This is a genomic window from Burkholderia cepacia (assembly GCF_029962485.1).
In the GTDB taxonomy this organism is placed as follows: Bacteria; Pseudomonadota; Gammaproteobacteria; order Burkholderiales; family Burkholderiaceae; genus Burkholderia.
Map to the genome: position 1 here is coordinate 2,380,948 of NZ_CP073637.1, position 15,900 is coordinate 2,396,847.

The window sequence follows — 15,900 nt, forward strand, 5'->3', positions numbered from 1 at the left end:
CAAGTTCAGATCTCGTCGAGCCGGCGGCCCGACAGCGCGCGCTTGATGCTCTTGTCCATCCGGCGCGCCGCGAATTCGTCGGTGCCGTCGGCCAGCGACTTGGTCGCCGCTTCGATCGCGTTCGTATCGTCGCCCTGCGCGACCGCGCGCAGCGCGGCAGCAAGCGCATCGACCTGCGTACGCTCGTTGGCATCGAGCAGTTCGCCGTCGGCCGCCAGCGCAGCCTGTGTCGCCTCGAGCATCCGCTCGGCCTCGACCTGCGCTTCGCGCAGCGCGCGGGCGCGCATGTCGATTTCGGCCGTCTTGAAGCTGTCCTCGAGCATCTTCGCGATGTCGTCGTCGGCGAGGCCGTACGACGGCTTCACGACGACCGACGCCTCGACGCCCGACAGTTGTTCGCGTGCGAACACCGACAGCAGGCCGTCCGCATCGACCTGATAGGTCACGCGAATGCGCGCTGCGCCGGCCGTCATCGGCGGAATGCCGCGCAGCTCGAAGCGCGCGAGCGACCGGCAGTCGGCGACGAGCTCACGCTCGCCCTGCACGACGTGGATCGCCATGGCGGTCTGGCCGTCCTTGAAGGTCGTGAATTCCTGCGCACGCGCGATCGGAATCGTCGAGTTGCGCGGAATGATCTTCTCGACGAGGCCACCCATCGTCTCGACGCCGAGCGACAGCGGAATCACGTCGAGCAGCAGCCAGTCGTCGCCGGTACCGCGATTGCCCGCGAGCAGGTCGGCCTGGATCGCCGCGCCGAGCGCGACGACCTGATCCGGATCGAGGTTCACGAGCGGCGGCTGGCCGAAATATTTCGCGACCGCGTCGCGGATCACCGGCATGCGCGTCGCGCCGCCGACCAGCACGACACCCTTGATGTCGGCCGGCGTGACCTGCGCGTCGCGCAACGCCTTGCGGGTCGGCGAGAGCGTACGCTGCACGAGCGGCTCGACGAGCGACGCGAACGTGTCATGCGTAATCGTCTGTACGAGGTGCGCACCGCCCGACAGCGTGACATCCAGCGACGCTTGCGGCGCGGCGGACAGCGCTTCCTTCAGCACACGCACACGGTCGAGCAGCAGGCGCACGTCTTCGGGCGCCAGCGTCTTCGCGTCGATGCCGGCCTGCGCGAGCACGTGATCGAACAGCGCATGGTCGAAATCGTCGCCGCCGAGCGCGGAATCGCCGCCTGCGGCCAGCACTTCGAACACGCCCTTCGTCAGCTTCAGGACCGACAGGTCGAACGTGCCGCCGCCGAGGTCGTACACCGCGTAGAGGCCTTCGGCCCCGTTGTCGAGGCCGTAGGCAATCGCCGCGGCAGTCGGTTCGTTCAGCAGGCGCAGCACGTTGAGGCCCGCGAGGCGCGCGGCATCCTTGGTCGCCTGACGCTGCGCGTCGTCGAAATATGCGGGCACCGTGATCACCGCGCCGACCAGATCGTCACCGAGCGAATCCTCGGCGCGATAGCGCAGCGTCGCGAGAATTTCGGCCGACACTTCGACCGGGCTTTTCACCCCGTCGATCGTACGGATCTGCACCATGCCCGGCGCATCGACGAATTCGTACGGTGCGTTTGCCGCACCTTCGACCTCGGCCTTGCCGCGGCCCATGAAGCGCTTGACCGACACGATCGTGTTGCGCGGATCGGTGGCGGCTTGCTCCTTCGCTTCGTGGCCGATGCGACGGCCGCCCTTCTCGAGGTAGCGCACCACCGACGGCAGCAGCATGCGGCCCGCTTCGTCCGGCAGCACTTCGGGCACGCTGTTGCGCACGGCCGCGACGAGCGAGTTCGTGGTGCCGAGATCGATCCCGACGGCGAGTCGCCGCTGGTGCGGCGCCGGCGCCATGCCCGGTTCGGAAATTTGCAGTAAAGCCATCTTGGTTCGTTCGGGCGCTCGGCCCGTTTGCTGCGCGTGCCGCGAGGCACGCGGTTAAGTTTCGAGGCGCTCGATCTGCGCGCCCACTTCCGACGCGACGCGTTCGATGAACATCAGCTGGCGCACGGCTTCCGCGGCGGCCTGGTCGGCGCCGCTGTCGAGCAGCGTGCCGAGGCGCTCGACACGCACGCGCTTCTCGTCGCGCAACTCGGCGAGCAACCAGTCGAGCGCATCGACGTTGCGGGCGGCCGCGGCATCCTCGATGCCCTCGCGCCACTCCATCTGCTGCATCAGGAACGCCGGCTCCATCGCCGTGTTGTTTTCCGCGCCGATGTCCACGCCGCGCAGCGACAGCAGATAGGACGCGCGCTTCAGCGGATCGCGCAGCGTGCGGTACGCCTCGTTCGCGCGGGTCGCCCATTGCATCGCGATGCGCTTCTGTGCATCGCCGGCCGCCGCGAAGCGGTCCGGATGCACCTGCGTCTGCACCGTCCGGTAGGCGGTGTCGAGCGCCGTTTCGTCGAGCGCGAATTGCGCCGGCAGGTGAAACAGGTCGAAGTGGCTGTCTTTCAGCGAGACCATCGTCGCGTTCAATTCCGGTTCGTCGCGCGGCAAACGCCGCACATTAAAAAGGCGGCCCGTGCCGCCTCTTGCCCGCATCGCGCGGAGATCCGCGTCACACGCGGAACGATTCGCCGCAGCCGCACTCGTCCTTCACGTTCGGGTTGTTGAACTTGAACCCTTCGTTCAGGCCTTCGCGGGCGAAGTCGAGCTCGGTGCCGTCGATGTACGCGAGACTCTTCGGATCGACGATCACCTTCACGCCATGGCTCTCAAACACCTGATCCTCGGGAGCCAGCTCGTCGACATACTCGAGCTTGTACGCGAGCCCCGAGCACCCGGTCGTGCGAACGCCAAGCCGCAGGCCCACACCCTTGCCGCGACGGACGAGGTATTTCTGGACGTGCTGTGCTGCTTTTTCGGTCAGTGAAATTGCCATGATGTCCTTGCTGCGGCGTGCCACCGGGGCCCGCCGCGTTTCCTTCTCTAGCCGCTCGATGCCGCTCAGGCTGCTGCCTGATCGCCTTCCTTGGTGTCGTGGCGCTTCTTGTAGTCGGCCACGGCTGCCTTGATCGCGTCTTCCGCGAGGATCGAGCAGTGAATCTTCACGGGCGGCAGCGCGAGCTCTTCGGCGATCTGCGTGTTCTTGATCGACAGTGCTTCGTCGAGCGTCTTGCCCTTCACCCACTCGGTGACGAGCGAGCTCGACGCGATCGCCGAACCGCAACCGTACGTCTTGAACTTCGCGTCTTCGATCACGCCGTCCGCGCCGACGCGGATCTGCAGCTTCATCACGTCGCCGCAAGCCGGCGCGCCGACCATGCCCGTGCCGACCGTGTCGTCGTCCTTCGCGAACGAACCGACGTTGCGCGGGTTTTCGTAGTGATCCAGAACCTTGTTGCTGTAAGACATGACTCAGACTCCTTGACTCGTTACGTCTGCGTGCGTCAATCCGCCCGCGGGTGCATTCAATGCGGTATTAGTGTGCGGCCCATTCGATCGTCGACAGATCGATGCCATCCTGGTGCATTTCCCAAAGCGGCGACAGTTCGCGCAGCTTCGCGATCTTGCTGTTCAGCAGGTTGATCACGAAGTCGACTTCCTGCTCCGTCGTGAAGCGGCCGACCGTGAAGCGGATCGAGCTGTGCGCGAGTTCGTCGTTGCGGCCGAGCGCACGCAGCACGTACGACGGCTCCAGCGACGCCGACGTGCACGCGGAGCCCGACGACACCGCGACGTCCTTGATCGCCATGATCAGCGACTCGCCTTCGACGAAGTTGAAGCTGATGTTCAGGTTGTGCGGGACACGACGTTCCATGTCGCCGTTCACGTAGGTTTCCTCGATCTGCGACAGGCCGCGCAGCAGCTTGTCGCGCAGCATGCGGACGCGCTCGTTCTCGGTCGCCATTTCTTCGCGGGCGATGCGGAACGCTTCGCCCATGCCGACGATCTGGTGCGTCGGCAGCGTGCCCGAACGCATGCCGCGCTCGTGGCCACCGCCGTGCATCTGTGCTTCGATGCGCACGCGCGGCTTGCGGCGCACGTACAGCGCGCCGATGCCCTTGGGGCCGTAGGTCTTGTGCGCCGAGAACGACATCAGGTCGACCTTCAGCTTCGCGAGGTCGATCGCGACCTTGCCGGTCGACTGGGCGGCGTCGACGTGGAACACGATGCCCTTCTCGCGGCAGATCTCACCGATCGTCTCGATGTCCTGGATCACGCCGATCTCGTTGTTCACGTGCATCACCGACACGAGGATCGTGTCCGGGCGCAGCGCGGCCTTGAACACGTCGAGGTCGATCAGGCCGTCATCCTTCACGTCGAGGTAGGTGACTTCGAAACCGTCGCGCTCGAGCTCGCGGCAGGTATCGAGCACGGCCTTGTGCTCGGTCTTCACCGTGATGATGTGCTTGCCCTTGCCCTTGTAGAAGTTCGCGGCACCCTTGATCGCAAGGTTGTCCGATTCCGTGGCGCCGGACGTCCAGATGATCTCGCGCGGATCGGCGTTCACGAGTGCGGCCACCTGTTCGCGCGCTTCCTCGACTGCACGCTCCGCGTCCCAGCCGTAAGCGTGGCTGCGCGACGCCGGGTTGCCGAACTGCTCGCGCAGGTACGGCACCATCTTGTCGACCACGCGCGGATCGACGGGCGTCGTCGCGCTGTAATCCATGTAGATGGGCAGGTGGAGAGTCTCTTGGGTCATCTGTCGCTCCGGGTATTCTGTGCAGGGACTAACTATGTGCGTTATGGGGTATGGCGGGCGCCTTCGCGCTCACGAACTCGCGATGTTGAACACCGAATTGGGGCCGAGCGGCATCGTGCGCACGGGCTCGGCCGGTGCGGCGACGGGCTCCGGTGTGCGGCGATCGCGCAGCACCGCAGGGGCGCCCTCACGTGCACGCTGCTGATCGACGAGATCCTGCAGCGACACGGAATCGAGGTATTCGACCATCTTCTGGTTCAGGGTCGACCACAGCTCATGCGTCATGCAATGGCCGTCGGGCTGCTTCGAGCCGTCGCACGTGCCTTTGCCGCCGCACTGCGTGGCGTCGAGCGGCTCATCGACCGCGATGATGATGTCGGCAACGGTGACGTCCTGCGCGCGACGCGCGAGGTTGTAGCCGCCGCCCGGGCCGCGCACGGATTCGACGATTTCATGCCTGCGCAGCTTGCCGAACAGCTGTTCGAGATACGAGAGCGAAATCCGCTGGCGCTGGCTGATGCCTGCAAGCGTCACCGGGCCCTGCTCCTGGCGCAGTGCCAAGTCAATCATCGCCGTGACGGCGAAACGGCCTTTGGTGGTGAGTCTCATGGTGTCTAGGGGACTGCAATCTTGACGATTTTGGTCAAGTATAAATATTTGACGTTTTTAGTCAAGTATCCATGTCTTTGAAAGGGTATTCGCAGATCGCTGAATACCGCGCGATCAGCCCGCCGTACGGGCCCGAAGCGTCTCCAGCAGGCCCGCGCACGCGCGTTCGACCTGATCGAGTACCTGTTCGAACCCCTGCGCGCCGCCGAAATACGGATCGGCCACTTCGGTTTCAGTCGAGCCCGGCGCGAACTCCATCAGCAGGCGCACCTTGTCGCGATGCTGCGGCGGGCAACGCCGTTGCAATTCCGCGAGATTCGCTTCGTCCATCGCGAGCAGCAGGTCGAAGCGCTCGAAATCCGCCGCGCCTACCTGCCGCGCACGCAGCGCCGACAGGTCGTAGCCGCGGCTGCGGGCGGCTGCCTGAGCCCGCGTATCGGGCGGCTCGCCCACATGCCAGTCGCCGGTGCCGGCCGAATCGATCGCGATCCGGTCGGCCAGCGCGGCCGCGTCGACCTGGTGACGCATCACGCCTTCCGCGGTGGGCGAACGGCAGATGTTGCCGAGACAGACGAAACAGATCGCAACGCGGGTCATCGCACTATCGGAACGTTGCGGCGGACCGCGTGGGAGAAGAGCACGCCATTATACAAAGACAGCCGAAATCGCGCCGCCGCGCAAAGCGACGGCGCCATGCATTACAGCGCCTTCGGTGCGGCGAGCACGACGTCGCCGGATGCTGCCGGCAGCGGCTTCGCCGCGTCGCCGACCAGCCCGAACGACACCGCGCGCGCCAGTTCGGCAGACGCCTGGTGCACCGCCAGCGGGCCACGCGACGGCGCATCGGCCATCGCATGCAGATAGGCTGCCGCTGCCAGCGGGACGACGATTGCCAGCGGCCAGTACATCGATATTGTCTTTCTCATGATGCGGACCTCCTTGACCTCGTACCCCGAAACCCAATTCCGGGGACTACAGACAGGATTCTATAGACCGCATCTATCGAGATAAATATGCAAATAGCGAACGCACTGTTGCCGCCGGATGAACAGTCGTCAGCCGAGGTGGCTTTGGGACGCCGCGTACAGTTCGCGGAACGTGCGCCCGGTGGGTGTCGGCATGTCGCGCGTATCCATCCAGCCGCCCATCATCGGCAGGCGCCGCAGCATGCCGCCGTTGCCGCCCAGCCGCTCGAGGACGCGCACGGCGAGCTTGGTCGTCAGCGCGTACAGCATCGGCCGCCGCGCGAAGAAGCCCCATGCGGCGAGCGCCGCCCGCTCGCGCCACGGCCGCAGGTGCCGCTCGACCTGCTTCTCGCGCAGCGTGCGCAGCAGGTGCGACAACGGAATGCCGGCCGGGCACACACTGTCGCATTCGCCGCATAGCGTCGCGGCCTGCGGCAGGTCGAGCGTGCGATCGAGCCCGACGTAGCTCGGCGTCAGCACCGACCCCATCGGCCCCGGATAGACCCAGCCGTACGCGTGGCCGCCAACCTTCTGATACACCGGGCAGTGGTTCATGCACGCGCCGCAGCGGATGCAGCGCAGCATCTCCTGGAATTCGCCGCCGATCAGGCCCGTGCGGCCGCCGTCGACCAGCACCACGTAGTTGTGCTCGGGGCCGTCCTCGTCGCCCGGCCCGCGCGGCCCGGTCAGCAGCGAAAAATAGTTCGACGTCTTCTGCCCGGTCGCCGAACGCGGCAGCAGGCGCATCGCGGTCGCGAGGTCCTCGAGCGTCGGCAACACCTTCTCAATGCCCGTCACCGCGACGTGCACGCGCGGCATCACCGTGCACATGCCCTCGTTCCCTTCGTTCGTCACGATCGCGACCGAGCCCGTCTCGGCGATCACGAAGTTGCCGCCCGTGACGCCCATGTCGGCCGACATGAAATGCGGGCGCAGCACCTCGCGCGCCTCGCGCGTCATGTCCGGAATCTCGGTGAGGCGCTCGCGGTGGTGCGTGCGCGCGAACAGGTCGGCGATCTCGTCCTTGTCCTTGTGCACGACGGGCGCAATGATGTGGCTCGGCGGCTCGTTGTCGTTGATCTGCAGGATGTATTCGCCGAGGTCCGTCTCGATCGACTGCACGCCCATCTCCGCGAGCACCGCGTTCAGGCGCATCTCCTCGGACACCATCGACTTGGTCTTGATGACCTTCTTCACGTCGTGCCGGCGCGCGATGTCGGCGACGAGCCGCGCGGCATCCGCGGTCGTTTCGGCGAACAGCACCGTCGTGCCGCGCCGCGTCGCCTCGCGCTCGAACGCTTCGAGCCACACGTCGAGGTTCTCCAGCGCGCGGTTGCGGCGCGCCTTGAGCGCGGCGCGCGTGGCCGGGAAGTCGATCGCGGTCATCGCGTCGGCGCGCGCGGACACGAACTTCGTCGACAGCTTCTTCAAGTTCTGCTGCAGGCGCTGGTCGGCCAGCTTCTGGCCGGCGCGCGCCTTGAAATGCATCGATTGGACTTGCATCGCGGTATCGGGAAAAGTGAGCGGAACCGGGCGTCAGACGTCGCCCGCCAGCACCTGCGCGACGTGCAGCACGCGCGTGTCGCGGTCGCCGGTGCGGCGCAACCGCCCTTCGATGTTCAGCATGCAGCCGAGATCGCCGAGCACGACGGCGCCCGTGCCCGATGCGCGCACGTTCGCGCATTTCTCGTCCGCGATGGCCGCCGAGATGTCACCGTACTTGATCGCGAACGTGCCGCCGAAGCCGCAGCAGTGCTCGCAGTCCTTCATTTCGGTGACCGCGACGCCGCGCTGCGCGAGCAGCGCGCGCGGCTGCGCCTTCACGCCGAGTTCGCGCAGGCCCGAGCACGAGTCGTGATAGGTGACGGGCCCGGTGAATTCGCCCGGCGCGAGCGACACCTTCGCGACGTTCGCGAGGAAATCGGTCAGTTCGTAGACTTTCTGCTGGAACCGCGTGTAGCGCCCCATCAGTTCGGGGTCGTCGCGGAACAGGTCGCCGTAGTGCGCGCGGATCATCCCGCCACACGAACCCGACGGCGCGACGACGTAATCGAACTGCTCGAACTCGCGCAGCGTCTTTTCGGCGAGATCGCGCGCCAGCGCACGGTCGCCCGAGTTGTAGGCCGGCTGGCCGCAGCAGGTCTGCGCGGGCGGCACGATCACCTCGTAGCCGGCGTCGCGAATCAGCTTGAGCGCCGAGAAACCGATTTCGGGGCGCATCAGATCGACCAGGCAGGTCACGAACAAACCGACTCGCATACGTGCTCCTTCGAGAAAACGGCTCTCATTATCCGCCGTTTGGCCGGCAAGACCAACGCCGGCTCGCAGGCAAGCCCGCCGCGCGCGAAACGAGGACTTCCTCGAACGGCGTTCGCTTTTTTCACAATACGAGATACAATCGTTGCAACACCGCTTGACGCGTCAACCGATTTCTCCCCCGACATGAGCCAACCCACCCCGGATTCAAAAACGTCGATCCAGGTGATCGAACGCATGATGCGGCTGCTGGACGCGCTCGCCGCGCACAGTGATCCTGTCAGCCTGAAGGAACTGGCGCAGCGCACGGAGCTGCACCCGTCGACCGCGCACCGCATCCTCAACGACATGGTGACCTGCCGCCTCGTCGATCGCTCCGATCCCGGCACCTACCGCCTCGGCATGCGGCTGCTGGAACTCGGCAACCTCGTGAAGGCGCGCCTGTCGGTGCGCGACGCGGCGCTGATGCCGATGCGCGAGCTGCACCGCCTCACCGGGCAGACCGTGAACCTGTCGGTGCGCCAGGGCGACGAGATCGTCTACATCGAGCGTGCGTATTCCGAGCGATCGGGGATGCAGGTCGTCCGCGCGATCGGTGGCCGTGCGCCGCTGCACCTCACCTCGGTCGGCAAGCTGTTCCTCGCGGCCGACGAAACGTCGCGGGTGCGCGCCTATGCGACGCGCACGGGGCTGTCCGGCCATACGCAGAACAGCATCACCGACATCGCGAAGCTCGAGCGCGAGCTGACGATCGTCCGCCAGCAATCGTGCGCACGCGACAACGAGGAACTGGAGCTCGGCGTGCGCTGTATCGCGGCCGGCATCTACGACGATTCGGGCAAGCTCGTCGCGGGCCTGTCGCTGTCGGCGCCGGCCGACCGCCTGCAGGACGCATGGCTCGGCCAGTTGAGCCGCACGGCGCTCACCATCTCGGAATCGCTCGGCTACCGGCCGGCGCCCTCGAAGGACATGGACGGGCTGCAACGGCAGGCGTAAGCCGTCCTCGCCGGCCTCGGTGCCGGTTGTGCCGCCGGACGAAAAAAAGCCCCGCAATTGCGGGGCTTTCTTGTTGCAGCCTGCGGCGCGATCAGGTCCCGCCGTTCGGCGTGTTGGCTGCCGTCAGGCGCTCGCCGCCACCGGCGTCGAGCCAGTTGCGCAGGCGCGATGCGTCGGCGAAGCGCGAGTACTTGCCGAACGAGTCGAGCAGCACCATCACCATCGGCCGGCCATGGATCGTCGCCTGCATCACGAGGCATTCGCCTGCTTCGTTGATGAAGCCCGTCTTCTGCAGGCCGATGTCCCACGAGCCGTTGCCGCGGATCAGCGCGTTCGTGCTGTTGTACGCGAGATTGCGCTTGCCCGTGTACACCTCGTAGCTGCGATCGGTCGAGAACTGGCGGATCATCGGGTACTGATACGCGGCATTGACCATCTTCACGAGGTCACGCGCACTCGACACGTTCGAGCTCGACAGGCCGGTCGAATTCTCGAAGTGCGTATCGGCCATGCCGAGCGTCTTCGCCTTCGCGTTCATCGCGGCGATGAACGCCGGACGACCGCCCGGGTAGTAACGCGACAGCGCGGCAGCCGCGCGGTTTTCCGACGCCATCAGCGCGATGTGCAGCATGTCCTCGCGCGACAGCACCGAGCCGACCGACAGGCGCGAGCCCGTGCCCTTCTCGTAGTCGCGGTCTTCGTCGGTGACTTCGATCTGGTCGGTCATCGGCGCCTTCGCGTCGAGCACGACCATCGCCGTCATCAGCTTCGAGATCGACGCGATCGGCACGACGGCGTGCGAATTCTTGTCGAACAGCGGCTCGCCGGAATTCTGGTCGACGACGTACGCGACGCTCGAGCGCAGCGCGAGCGCGTCGGGCGTGTCGTGCAGGCCGAACGCCTGGCCGACCGTCGGCCGGCGCGGCTGGAACGCGACCTTGCGGACCGCGCCACGATGGCCGCCATGCAGGTTGTTCGCCGCGAGCGTCACGCGCTTTCGCGACGCCTTCGCGCGCGGCGCATCGGCCGCAGCGACCTTGGCGGATTTATCGGACGTCGCCTTGGCCGACTTCTTCTTCGCTGACGAAGCAGGAGCGACGGCCTTTTTCTTGGCGGCTTGTTGGGTCTTCGCGGTAGCGGCAAAGGCGTCGGCAGGCGCGACGGACGCGGTGGTCGCCAGCAAGGCGACTGCGACCGACACAGCCGTGCCGAGCGTCATGCTCTGCAACAATCTGCGCGGTGAGAACGATTCGGCTTTCATTGGGGTCTGGACAAAGCGGGCGGGAGGTTTCCGCAAGTGTAGTTAAAGCTGAAAAAAAGAGCAATATTAGGCACTTACCGATCGTCGTTAAACCGGAATGTAAGGGTCGGTCAACCTCAGACCAATTGACCCTCCCGCCCCCATCGAAAAAACTCATGGGTGCACTGCCCGACAGCGCCCGTCTCCCGATTACCACACGGTTAATTGAGATAACGTCACTTTGGAGGCGATTTAAAGCGGGGAAACTACGTATCCGGTGCTCGGCGTGCCAAGGGCGCCGGTCTCGACCGTGGCGGCGGCACGTCGCCACGGCACGCGCATCGAAACGGCGCGTTTTTCGACAGGAACAGAAGGATAACGTTCCATGGGCCTGTCAGGTTTACCTGTGCATGATCATGGTGCGCCACGCTTGCCCCGCACTCGTGCGCACCATCTGGGATCGCGCATGAAACCGATTCCGGACGGCCACGATAACTCGTTGTTTTATCGATAATTTGTCGCGATTGTGCAACGCACAAAAAATACTTGACATCCGTTTTCTCTGCCCTAAAATACGCCTCATTGCTGCGTTGCACAAAGCACGCGCATCCGAGGTTCCCCGTCGTAGTGCCCTTTACCCTGCGATCGACGCGATCGCTTTTCAGGAGCTGGACATGTCCTTGCTGACCCCCGAGCAAATCGCCGCTGCACAGAAAGCCAACCTCGAAAGCCTGTTCGGTCTGACGACCAAGGCATTCGAAGGCGTCGAAAAGCTGATCGAACTCAACCTGCAAGTCGTGAAGTCGACGCTGGCCGAAGGCCAGGAAAACGCACAGCGCCTGCTGTCGGTGAAGGACGCTCAGGAACTGATCGCACTGCAAGCCAGCCTGTCGCAGCCGGTCGCTGAAAAGGTGCTGTCGTACGGCCGTCACCTGTACGAAATCGCATCGTCGACGCAAGCCGAGTTCGCGAAGGTTGCCGAAGCGCAATTCGAAGAGCAGAACAAGAAGGTCCAGGCACTCGTCGACAACGTCGCGAAGAACGCCCCGGCCGGTTCGGAAACGGCTGTCGCCGCACTGAAGTCGGCACTGAACGCTGCGAACACGACGTACGAAACGGTTCAGAAGGCCACGAAGCAAGCCGTCGAAATCGCTGAAACGAACTTCAACGCTGCTGCTGCCGTCGCAACGAAGGCTGCAACCGCCGCTGCTGCACGTCGTTCGAGCAAGCCGGCCGCGTAAGCGTCCCCTGCTCCTGAAAGAGCCGCGCCCAGCGCGGCTTTTTCGTTTCCGGCGCCGGAATTTGCGCGAACGGGCCGCCGCTCGCCTCGTTCGATCAAGCGTTCTGATCGCAGCATCGGCCGCAGACAAAAGAAAACGCCGCCGCCCGGATTGCCCGGGCGGCGGCGTTCTTTCGTGGCCGGCGCGTGGCCGGCCGTGCCGGTCGCGTTACTTCTTGCGTTGCGGCGGCAGGTCCGTGCAGACGCCTTCGTACAGTTCGGCGGCCATGCCGACCGATTCGCCGAGCGTCGGGTGCGGATGGATCGTCTTGCCGATGTCTTCCGCGTCCGCGCCCATCTCGACCGCGAGGCACACTTCGCTGATCAGGTCGCCTGCGTTCAGGCCGACGATTGCGCCACCGATCACGCGATGGGTTTCCTCGTCGAAAATCAGCTTCGTGAAGCCTTCGTCGCGGCCGTTCGCAATCGCGCGGCCCGATGCGGCCCACGGGAACACGGCCTTGCCGTACTTGATGCCTTCGGCCTTGCACTGGTCTTCCGTCTTGCCGGCCCACGCCACTTCCGGATCGGTGTACGCCACCGACGGGATCTGCAGCGCGTCGAAGTACGCCTTTTCGCCGTGCGCGGCTTCCGCTGCGACGTGGCCTTCATGCACGGCCTTGTGCGCGAGCATCGGCTGGCCGACGACGTCGCCGATCGCGAAGATGTGCGGGACGTTCGTGCGCATCTGCTTGTCGACGTCGATGAAGCCGCGATCCGTGACCGCGACGCCAGCCTTGTCGGCACCGATCTTCTTGCCGTTCGGGCTGCGGCCCACCGCGACGAGCACGAGGTCGTAGCGCTGCGCTTCCGCCGGCGCCTTCTCGCCCTCGAACTTCACGTAGATGCCGTCTTCCTTCGCTTCCGCGCCGACCGTCTTGGTCTTCAGCATCACGTTGCCGAAGCGCTTCGCGTTGTACTTTTCCCAGACCTTCACGAGATCGCGGTCCGCGCCCATCATCAGGCCGTCCATCATTTCGACGACGTCGATCTCGGCGCCGAGCGTCGAGTACACCGTGGCCATTTCGAGGCCGATGATGCCGCCGCCGATCACGAGCATGCGCTTCGGCAGTTGGCGCAGTTCGAGTGCGCCCGTCGAATCGACGACGCGCGGGTCTTCCGGCATGAACGGCAGCTTCACGGCTTGCGAGCCGGCAGCGATGATCGCCTGCTTGAACTTGACGACCTTCTTGCCGTTTTCGCCCTGCACTTCCATGTGGAACGGATCGACGAATGCGCCGACGCCGGTGACCACTTCGACCTTGCGCGCCTTGGCCATGCCGGCGAGGCCCGTCGTCAGCTTCTTGACGACGCCGCCCTTGAAGTCGCGCAGCTTGTCGAGATCGACTTCCGGCTTGCCGAACGTGATGCCGTGCGACGCGAGCGCCGCGGCTTCTTCGACGACGAGCGACGTATGCAGCAGCGCTTTCGACGGGATGCAGCCGACGTTCAGGCACACGCCGCCGAGCGTCGAGTAGCGCTCGACGAGCACGGTCTTCATGCCGAGGTCGGCGGCGCGGAACGCGGCCGAGTAGCCGCCGGGGCCGGCGCCGAGCACGAGCATGTCGCACTCGATGTCGGCGGCGCCTGCGTAGCTGCCGGCTTGCGGCGCGGGCGCCGGAGCGGCGGCCGGTGCCGGCGCGGCGGCTGCGGGCTTCGCTGCCTCGGGTGCTTTCGCGGGCGCGGCTGCGCCAGCCGACGCTTCGACGATGGCGATGACGGTGCCTTGCGAGACTTTCTCGCCAGCCTTGACCTTGATTTCCTTGACGGTGCCGGCGACGTCGCTGGGCACTTCCATGGAGGCTTTATCGGATTCGAGCGTGATGAGCGTTTGCTCTTTTTCGATCACGTCGCCGGGTTTCACGTTGACTTCGATGACATCGACGCCGCTGAAATCGCCGATATCCGGAACCTTGACTTCGATGAGACTCATTACTGTCCCCTTCTTGATTAGCTGCAGACAGAGGGGGGAGAAACCCGCGGAAGAACCCATTACCGCGACTACGGCCTGACAAGAGAACGCGACGTTGGGCAGCACCACCTTTGCCGTCCGCCCAAGGACGCGCCTTTCTTTTGGTTACTTTTCTTTGGAAGACAAAGAAAAGTGACCGCCGCCCCGCGCAGGGGCGACGCTAGTAGACCGTTAGCGAAACAGGTTCAACGAAGAGGCGTGGATGACCGACACAAAACCCACGCCCCCGCGAGCCACTCCCACGCTCATCAAAGAATGATGCGACGGAAATCCGCGAGCAACGCGCCGAGATACGCATTGAACCGCGCGGCTTCCGCGCCATCGATCACGCGATGGTCATACGACAGCGACAGCGGCAGCGTCAGACGCGGCACGAACTGCTTGCCGTCCCACACCGGCTTCATCTGGCCGCGCGACAACCCGAGGATTGCCACTTCCGGCGCGTTGATGATCGGCGTGAAGTTCGTGCCGCCGATCCCGCCGAGCGACGAGATCGAGAAGCAACCGCCTTGCATCTGGTCCGGCTTCAGCTTGCCGTCGCGCGCGGCCTTCGACAGCTCGGCCATTTCCTTCGCGATATCGACGAGCCCCTTCTTGTCCGCGTCGCGGATCACCGGCACGACGAGGCCGTTCGGCGTGTCCGCGGCAAAACCGACGTGGTAGTACTGCTTGAACACCAGGTTGTCGCCGTCGAGGCTCGCGTTGAAGGTCGGGAATTTCTTCAGCGCGGCGACGACTGCCTTGATCACGAACGCGAGCATCGTGAACTTCACGCCCGCCTTTTCGTGCTCCTTGTTCAGCTGCACGCGCAGCGCTTCGAGCTCGGTGATGTCCGCTTCGTCGTTGTTCGTGACGTGCGGGATCATCACCCAGTTGCGATGCAGGTTCGCGCCCGAGATCTTCTTGATGCGCGACAGCGGCTTCGCCTCGAACGGGCCGAACTTCGAGAAGTCGACCTTCGGCCACGGCAGCAGGTTCAGCTCGCCGCCGCCTGCCGGCGCGGCTGCCGCGCCCGGTGCCGCGCGCTGGCCCGTCATCACGCCCTTCACGAAGCCCGTGACGTCTTCCTTCGTAATGCGGCCCTTCGGACCCGAGCCCTGCACGCGTGCGACTTCGACGCCGAGTTCGCGCGCGAACTTGCGCACCGACGGCGACGCGTGGCTGGCGCGGTATTCACCCGACGGCGCGGCGGCCGGTGCGGCGGCGGCCGGTGCCGGCGCAGCCTTCGCGGGCGCCGGTGCGGCAGCCGGCGCCGGCGCGGCGGCGGCCGGAGCCGGTGCGCTCGCCTGCGCGGCGGCGGCCGGTGCGCCTGCGGCTTCGAGCAGCACGATCAGCGTGCCTTCCGATACCGAATCGCCCACCTTGACCTTGATGTCCTTCACGACGCCGGCGGCCGGGCTCGGCACGTCCATCGTCGCCTTGTCCGACTCGAGCGTGACGAGCGACTGTTCCTTCTCGACCGTGTCGCCGACCTTCACGCCGATCTCGATGACCGGAACGTCCTTGTAGTCGCCGATGTCGGGCACCTTCACTTCGAGCGTGCCGCCGGCCGCTGCCGGGGCGGCAGCCGGTGCCGCCGCGGCCGGCGCAGGCGCCGCCGCCGGAGCCGGTGCTGCGGCCGGCGCAGCCGCGCCATTGGCCTGCGCCGCGGCGCCGCCTTCGAGCAGGATGATCAGCGAGCCTTCCGACACGGAATCGCCCACCTTGACCTTGATTTCCTTCACGACGCCGCCTACCGGGCTCGGGACGTCCATCGTCGCCTTGTCGGACTCGAGCGTGACGAGCGACTGCTCGGGCTCGACCGTATCGCCGACTTTCACGCCGATCTCGATCACCGGCACGTCCTTGTAATCGCCGATATCCGGCACCTTCACTTCGATCGCTTGACTCATCTGTTTCTGTCTCCATGGCCGCGCGCGCTCCTCGCGGGAGCGACGCGCGGCAT

The 15,900-nt window shown here is 65.5% G+C and carries 15 protein-coding genes; 2 read left to right on the forward strand and 13 right to left on the reverse strand.

Going from position 1 to position 15,900, the window contains the following annotated elements:
* Positions 1 to 5 precede the first annotated feature (5 nt).
* From hscA to KEC55_RS11170, 10 genes are all read right to left on the reverse strand, one after another.
* Positions 6 to 1,874 (reverse strand): Fe-S protein assembly chaperone HscA, encoded by a 1,869-nt coding sequence (gene hscA, locus KEC55_RS11125; RefSeq protein WP_282505521.1) that lies wholly within the window; start codon positions 1,872 to 1,874, stop codon positions 6 to 8.
* Between the two features lie 54 nt (positions 1,875 to 1,928).
* Entirely contained in the window at positions 1,929 to 2,456 is a 528-nt protein-coding gene (gene hscB, locus KEC55_RS11130) for a Fe-S protein assembly co-chaperone HscB (protein WP_282507517.1), read from the reverse strand.
* A 94-nt stretch (positions 2,457 to 2,550) separates the two neighbouring features.
* Positions 2,551 to 2,874 (reverse strand): iron-sulfur cluster assembly protein IscA, encoded by a 324-nt coding sequence (gene iscA / locus KEC55_RS11135; RefSeq protein ID WP_011352561.1) that lies wholly within the window; start codon positions 2,872 to 2,874, stop codon positions 2,551 to 2,553.
* Positions 2,875 to 2,939: 65 nt separating this feature from the next.
* Positions 2,940 to 3,347, reverse strand: a complete 408-nt coding sequence (iscU, locus tag KEC55_RS11140; protein WP_006481982.1) for a Fe-S cluster assembly scaffold IscU — start codon at positions 3,345 to 3,347, stop codon at positions 2,940 to 2,942.
* Positions 3,348 to 3,414: 67 nt separating this feature from the next.
* Positions 3,415 to 4,638, reverse strand: a complete 1,224-nt coding sequence (locus tag KEC55_RS11145; protein ID WP_282505522.1) for an IscS subfamily cysteine desulfurase — start codon at positions 4,636 to 4,638, stop codon at positions 3,415 to 3,417.
* Between the two features lie 69 nt (positions 4,639 to 4,707).
* Positions 4,708 to 5,247 (reverse strand): Fe-S cluster assembly transcriptional regulator IscR, encoded by a 540-nt coding sequence (gene iscR / locus KEC55_RS11150; protein ID WP_009691731.1) that lies wholly within the window; start codon positions 5,245 to 5,247, stop codon positions 4,708 to 4,710.
* A 114-nt stretch (positions 5,248 to 5,361) separates the two neighbouring features.
* The gene (locus tag KEC55_RS11155; protein ID WP_282505523.1) at positions 5,362 to 5,844 is read right to left on the reverse strand and encodes a low molecular weight protein-tyrosine-phosphatase; all 483 of its coding nucleotides are present in this window, start codon (positions 5,842 to 5,844) and stop codon (positions 5,362 to 5,364) included.
* Between the two features lie 101 nt (positions 5,845 to 5,945).
* A complete protein-coding gene (locus KEC55_RS11160) occupies positions 5,946 to 6,173 on the reverse strand; it encodes a hypothetical protein (protein ID WP_043190346.1) in 228 nt (75 codons plus the stop codon).
* A 129-nt stretch (positions 6,174 to 6,302) separates the two neighbouring features.
* Positions 6,303 to 7,715: a lactate utilization protein B gene (locus tag KEC55_RS11165; protein WP_282505524.1), complete on the reverse strand. Its 1,413-nt coding sequence runs from the start codon at positions 7,713 to 7,715 to the stop codon at positions 6,303 to 6,305.
* A gap of 33 nt (positions 7,716 to 7,748) precedes the next feature.
* The gene (locus KEC55_RS11170) at positions 7,749 to 8,471 is read right to left on the reverse strand and encodes a (Fe-S)-binding protein (protein ID WP_282505525.1); all 723 of its coding nucleotides are present in this window, start codon (positions 8,469 to 8,471) and stop codon (positions 7,749 to 7,751) included.
* Between the two features lie 183 nt (positions 8,472 to 8,654).
* Here KEC55_RS11170 and KEC55_RS11175 point away from each other — a divergent pair, with 183 nt between their 5' ends.
* Positions 8,655 to 9,464 (forward strand): IclR family transcriptional regulator, encoded by an 810-nt coding sequence (locus KEC55_RS11175; protein ID WP_282505526.1) that lies wholly within the window; start codon positions 8,655 to 8,657, stop codon positions 9,462 to 9,464.
* Positions 9,465 to 9,555: 91 nt separating this feature from the next.
* Here KEC55_RS11175 and pbpG read toward each other — a convergent pair whose 3' ends face one another.
* Positions 9,556 to 10,725 (reverse strand): D-alanyl-D-alanine endopeptidase, encoded by a 1,170-nt coding sequence (pbpG, locus tag KEC55_RS11180; RefSeq protein WP_282505527.1) that lies wholly within the window; start codon positions 10,723 to 10,725, stop codon positions 9,556 to 9,558.
* A 653-nt stretch (positions 10,726 to 11,378) separates the two neighbouring features.
* Here pbpG and KEC55_RS11185 point away from each other — a divergent pair.
* Complete coding sequence (locus KEC55_RS11185) at positions 11,379 to 11,945, forward strand: phasin family protein (protein WP_006481973.1); 567 nt, start codon at positions 11,379 to 11,381, stop codon at positions 11,943 to 11,945.
* A gap of 207 nt (positions 11,946 to 12,152) precedes the next feature.
* Here the strand turns inward: KEC55_RS11185 and lpdA are convergent, their stop codons facing one another.
* Positions 12,153 to 13,916: a dihydrolipoyl dehydrogenase gene (lpdA, locus tag KEC55_RS11190; RefSeq protein ID WP_282505528.1), complete on the reverse strand. Its 1,764-nt coding sequence runs from the start codon at positions 13,914 to 13,916 to the stop codon at positions 12,153 to 12,155.
* Positions 13,917 to 14,203: 287 nt separating this feature from the next.
* A complete protein-coding gene (gene aceF / locus KEC55_RS11195) occupies positions 14,204 to 15,847 on the reverse strand; it encodes a dihydrolipoyllysine-residue acetyltransferase (protein WP_282505529.1) in 1,644 nt (547 codons plus the stop codon).
* Positions 15,848 to 15,900: the final 53 nt, after the last annotated feature.

Coding starts and splice junctions, on each gene's coding strand:
- KEC55_RS11155 (WP_282505523.1), bottom strand. CDS start 5,844: ATGACCCGCGTTGCGATCTGTTTCGTCTGTCTCGGCAACATCTGCCGT.
- KEC55_RS11170 (WP_282505525.1), bottom strand. CDS start 8,471: ATGCGAGTCGGTTTGTTCGTGACCTGCCTGGTCGATCTGATGCGCCCC.
- hscA (WP_282505521.1), bottom strand. CDS start 1,874: ATGGCTTTACTGCAAATTTCCGAACCGGGCATGGCGCCGGCGCCGCAC.
- hscB (WP_282507517.1), bottom strand. CDS start 2,456: ATGGTCTCGCTGAAAGACAGCCACTTCGACCTGTTTCACCTGCCGGCG.
- iscR (WP_009691731.1), bottom strand. CDS start 5,247: ATGAGACTCACCACCAAAGGCCGTTTCGCCGTCACGGCGATGATTGAC.
- lpdA (WP_282505528.1), bottom strand. CDS start 13,916: ATGAGTCTCATCGAAGTCAAGGTTCCGGATATCGGCGATTTCAGCGGC.
- KEC55_RS11175 (WP_282505526.1), top strand. CDS start 8,655: ATGAGCCAACCCACCCCGGATTCAAAAACGTCGATCCAGGTGATCGAA.
- pbpG (WP_282505527.1), bottom strand. CDS start 10,725: ATGAAAGCCGAATCGTTCTCACCGCGCAGATTGTTGCAGAGCATGACG.
- iscU (WP_006481982.1), bottom strand. CDS start 3,347: ATGTCTTACAGCAACAAGGTTCTGGATCACTACGAAAACCCGCGCAAC.
- iscA (WP_011352561.1), bottom strand. CDS start 2,874: ATGGCAATTTCACTGACCGAAAAAGCAGCACAGCACGTCCAGAAATAC.
- KEC55_RS11160 (WP_043190346.1), bottom strand. CDS start 6,173: ATGAGAAAGACAATATCGATGTACTGGCCGCTGGCAATCGTCGTCCCG.
- KEC55_RS11185 (WP_006481973.1), top strand. CDS start 11,379: ATGTCCTTGCTGACCCCCGAGCAAATCGCCGCTGCACAGAAAGCCAAC.
- KEC55_RS11165 (WP_282505524.1), bottom strand. CDS start 7,715: ATGCAAGTCCAATCGATGCATTTCAAGGCGCGCGCCGGCCAGAAGCTG.
- KEC55_RS11145 (WP_282505522.1), bottom strand. CDS start 4,638: ATGACCCAAGAGACTCTCCACCTGCCCATCTACATGGATTACAGCGCG.
- aceF (WP_282505529.1), bottom strand. CDS start 15,847: ATGAGTCAAGCGATCGAAGTGAAGGTGCCGGATATCGGCGATTACAAG.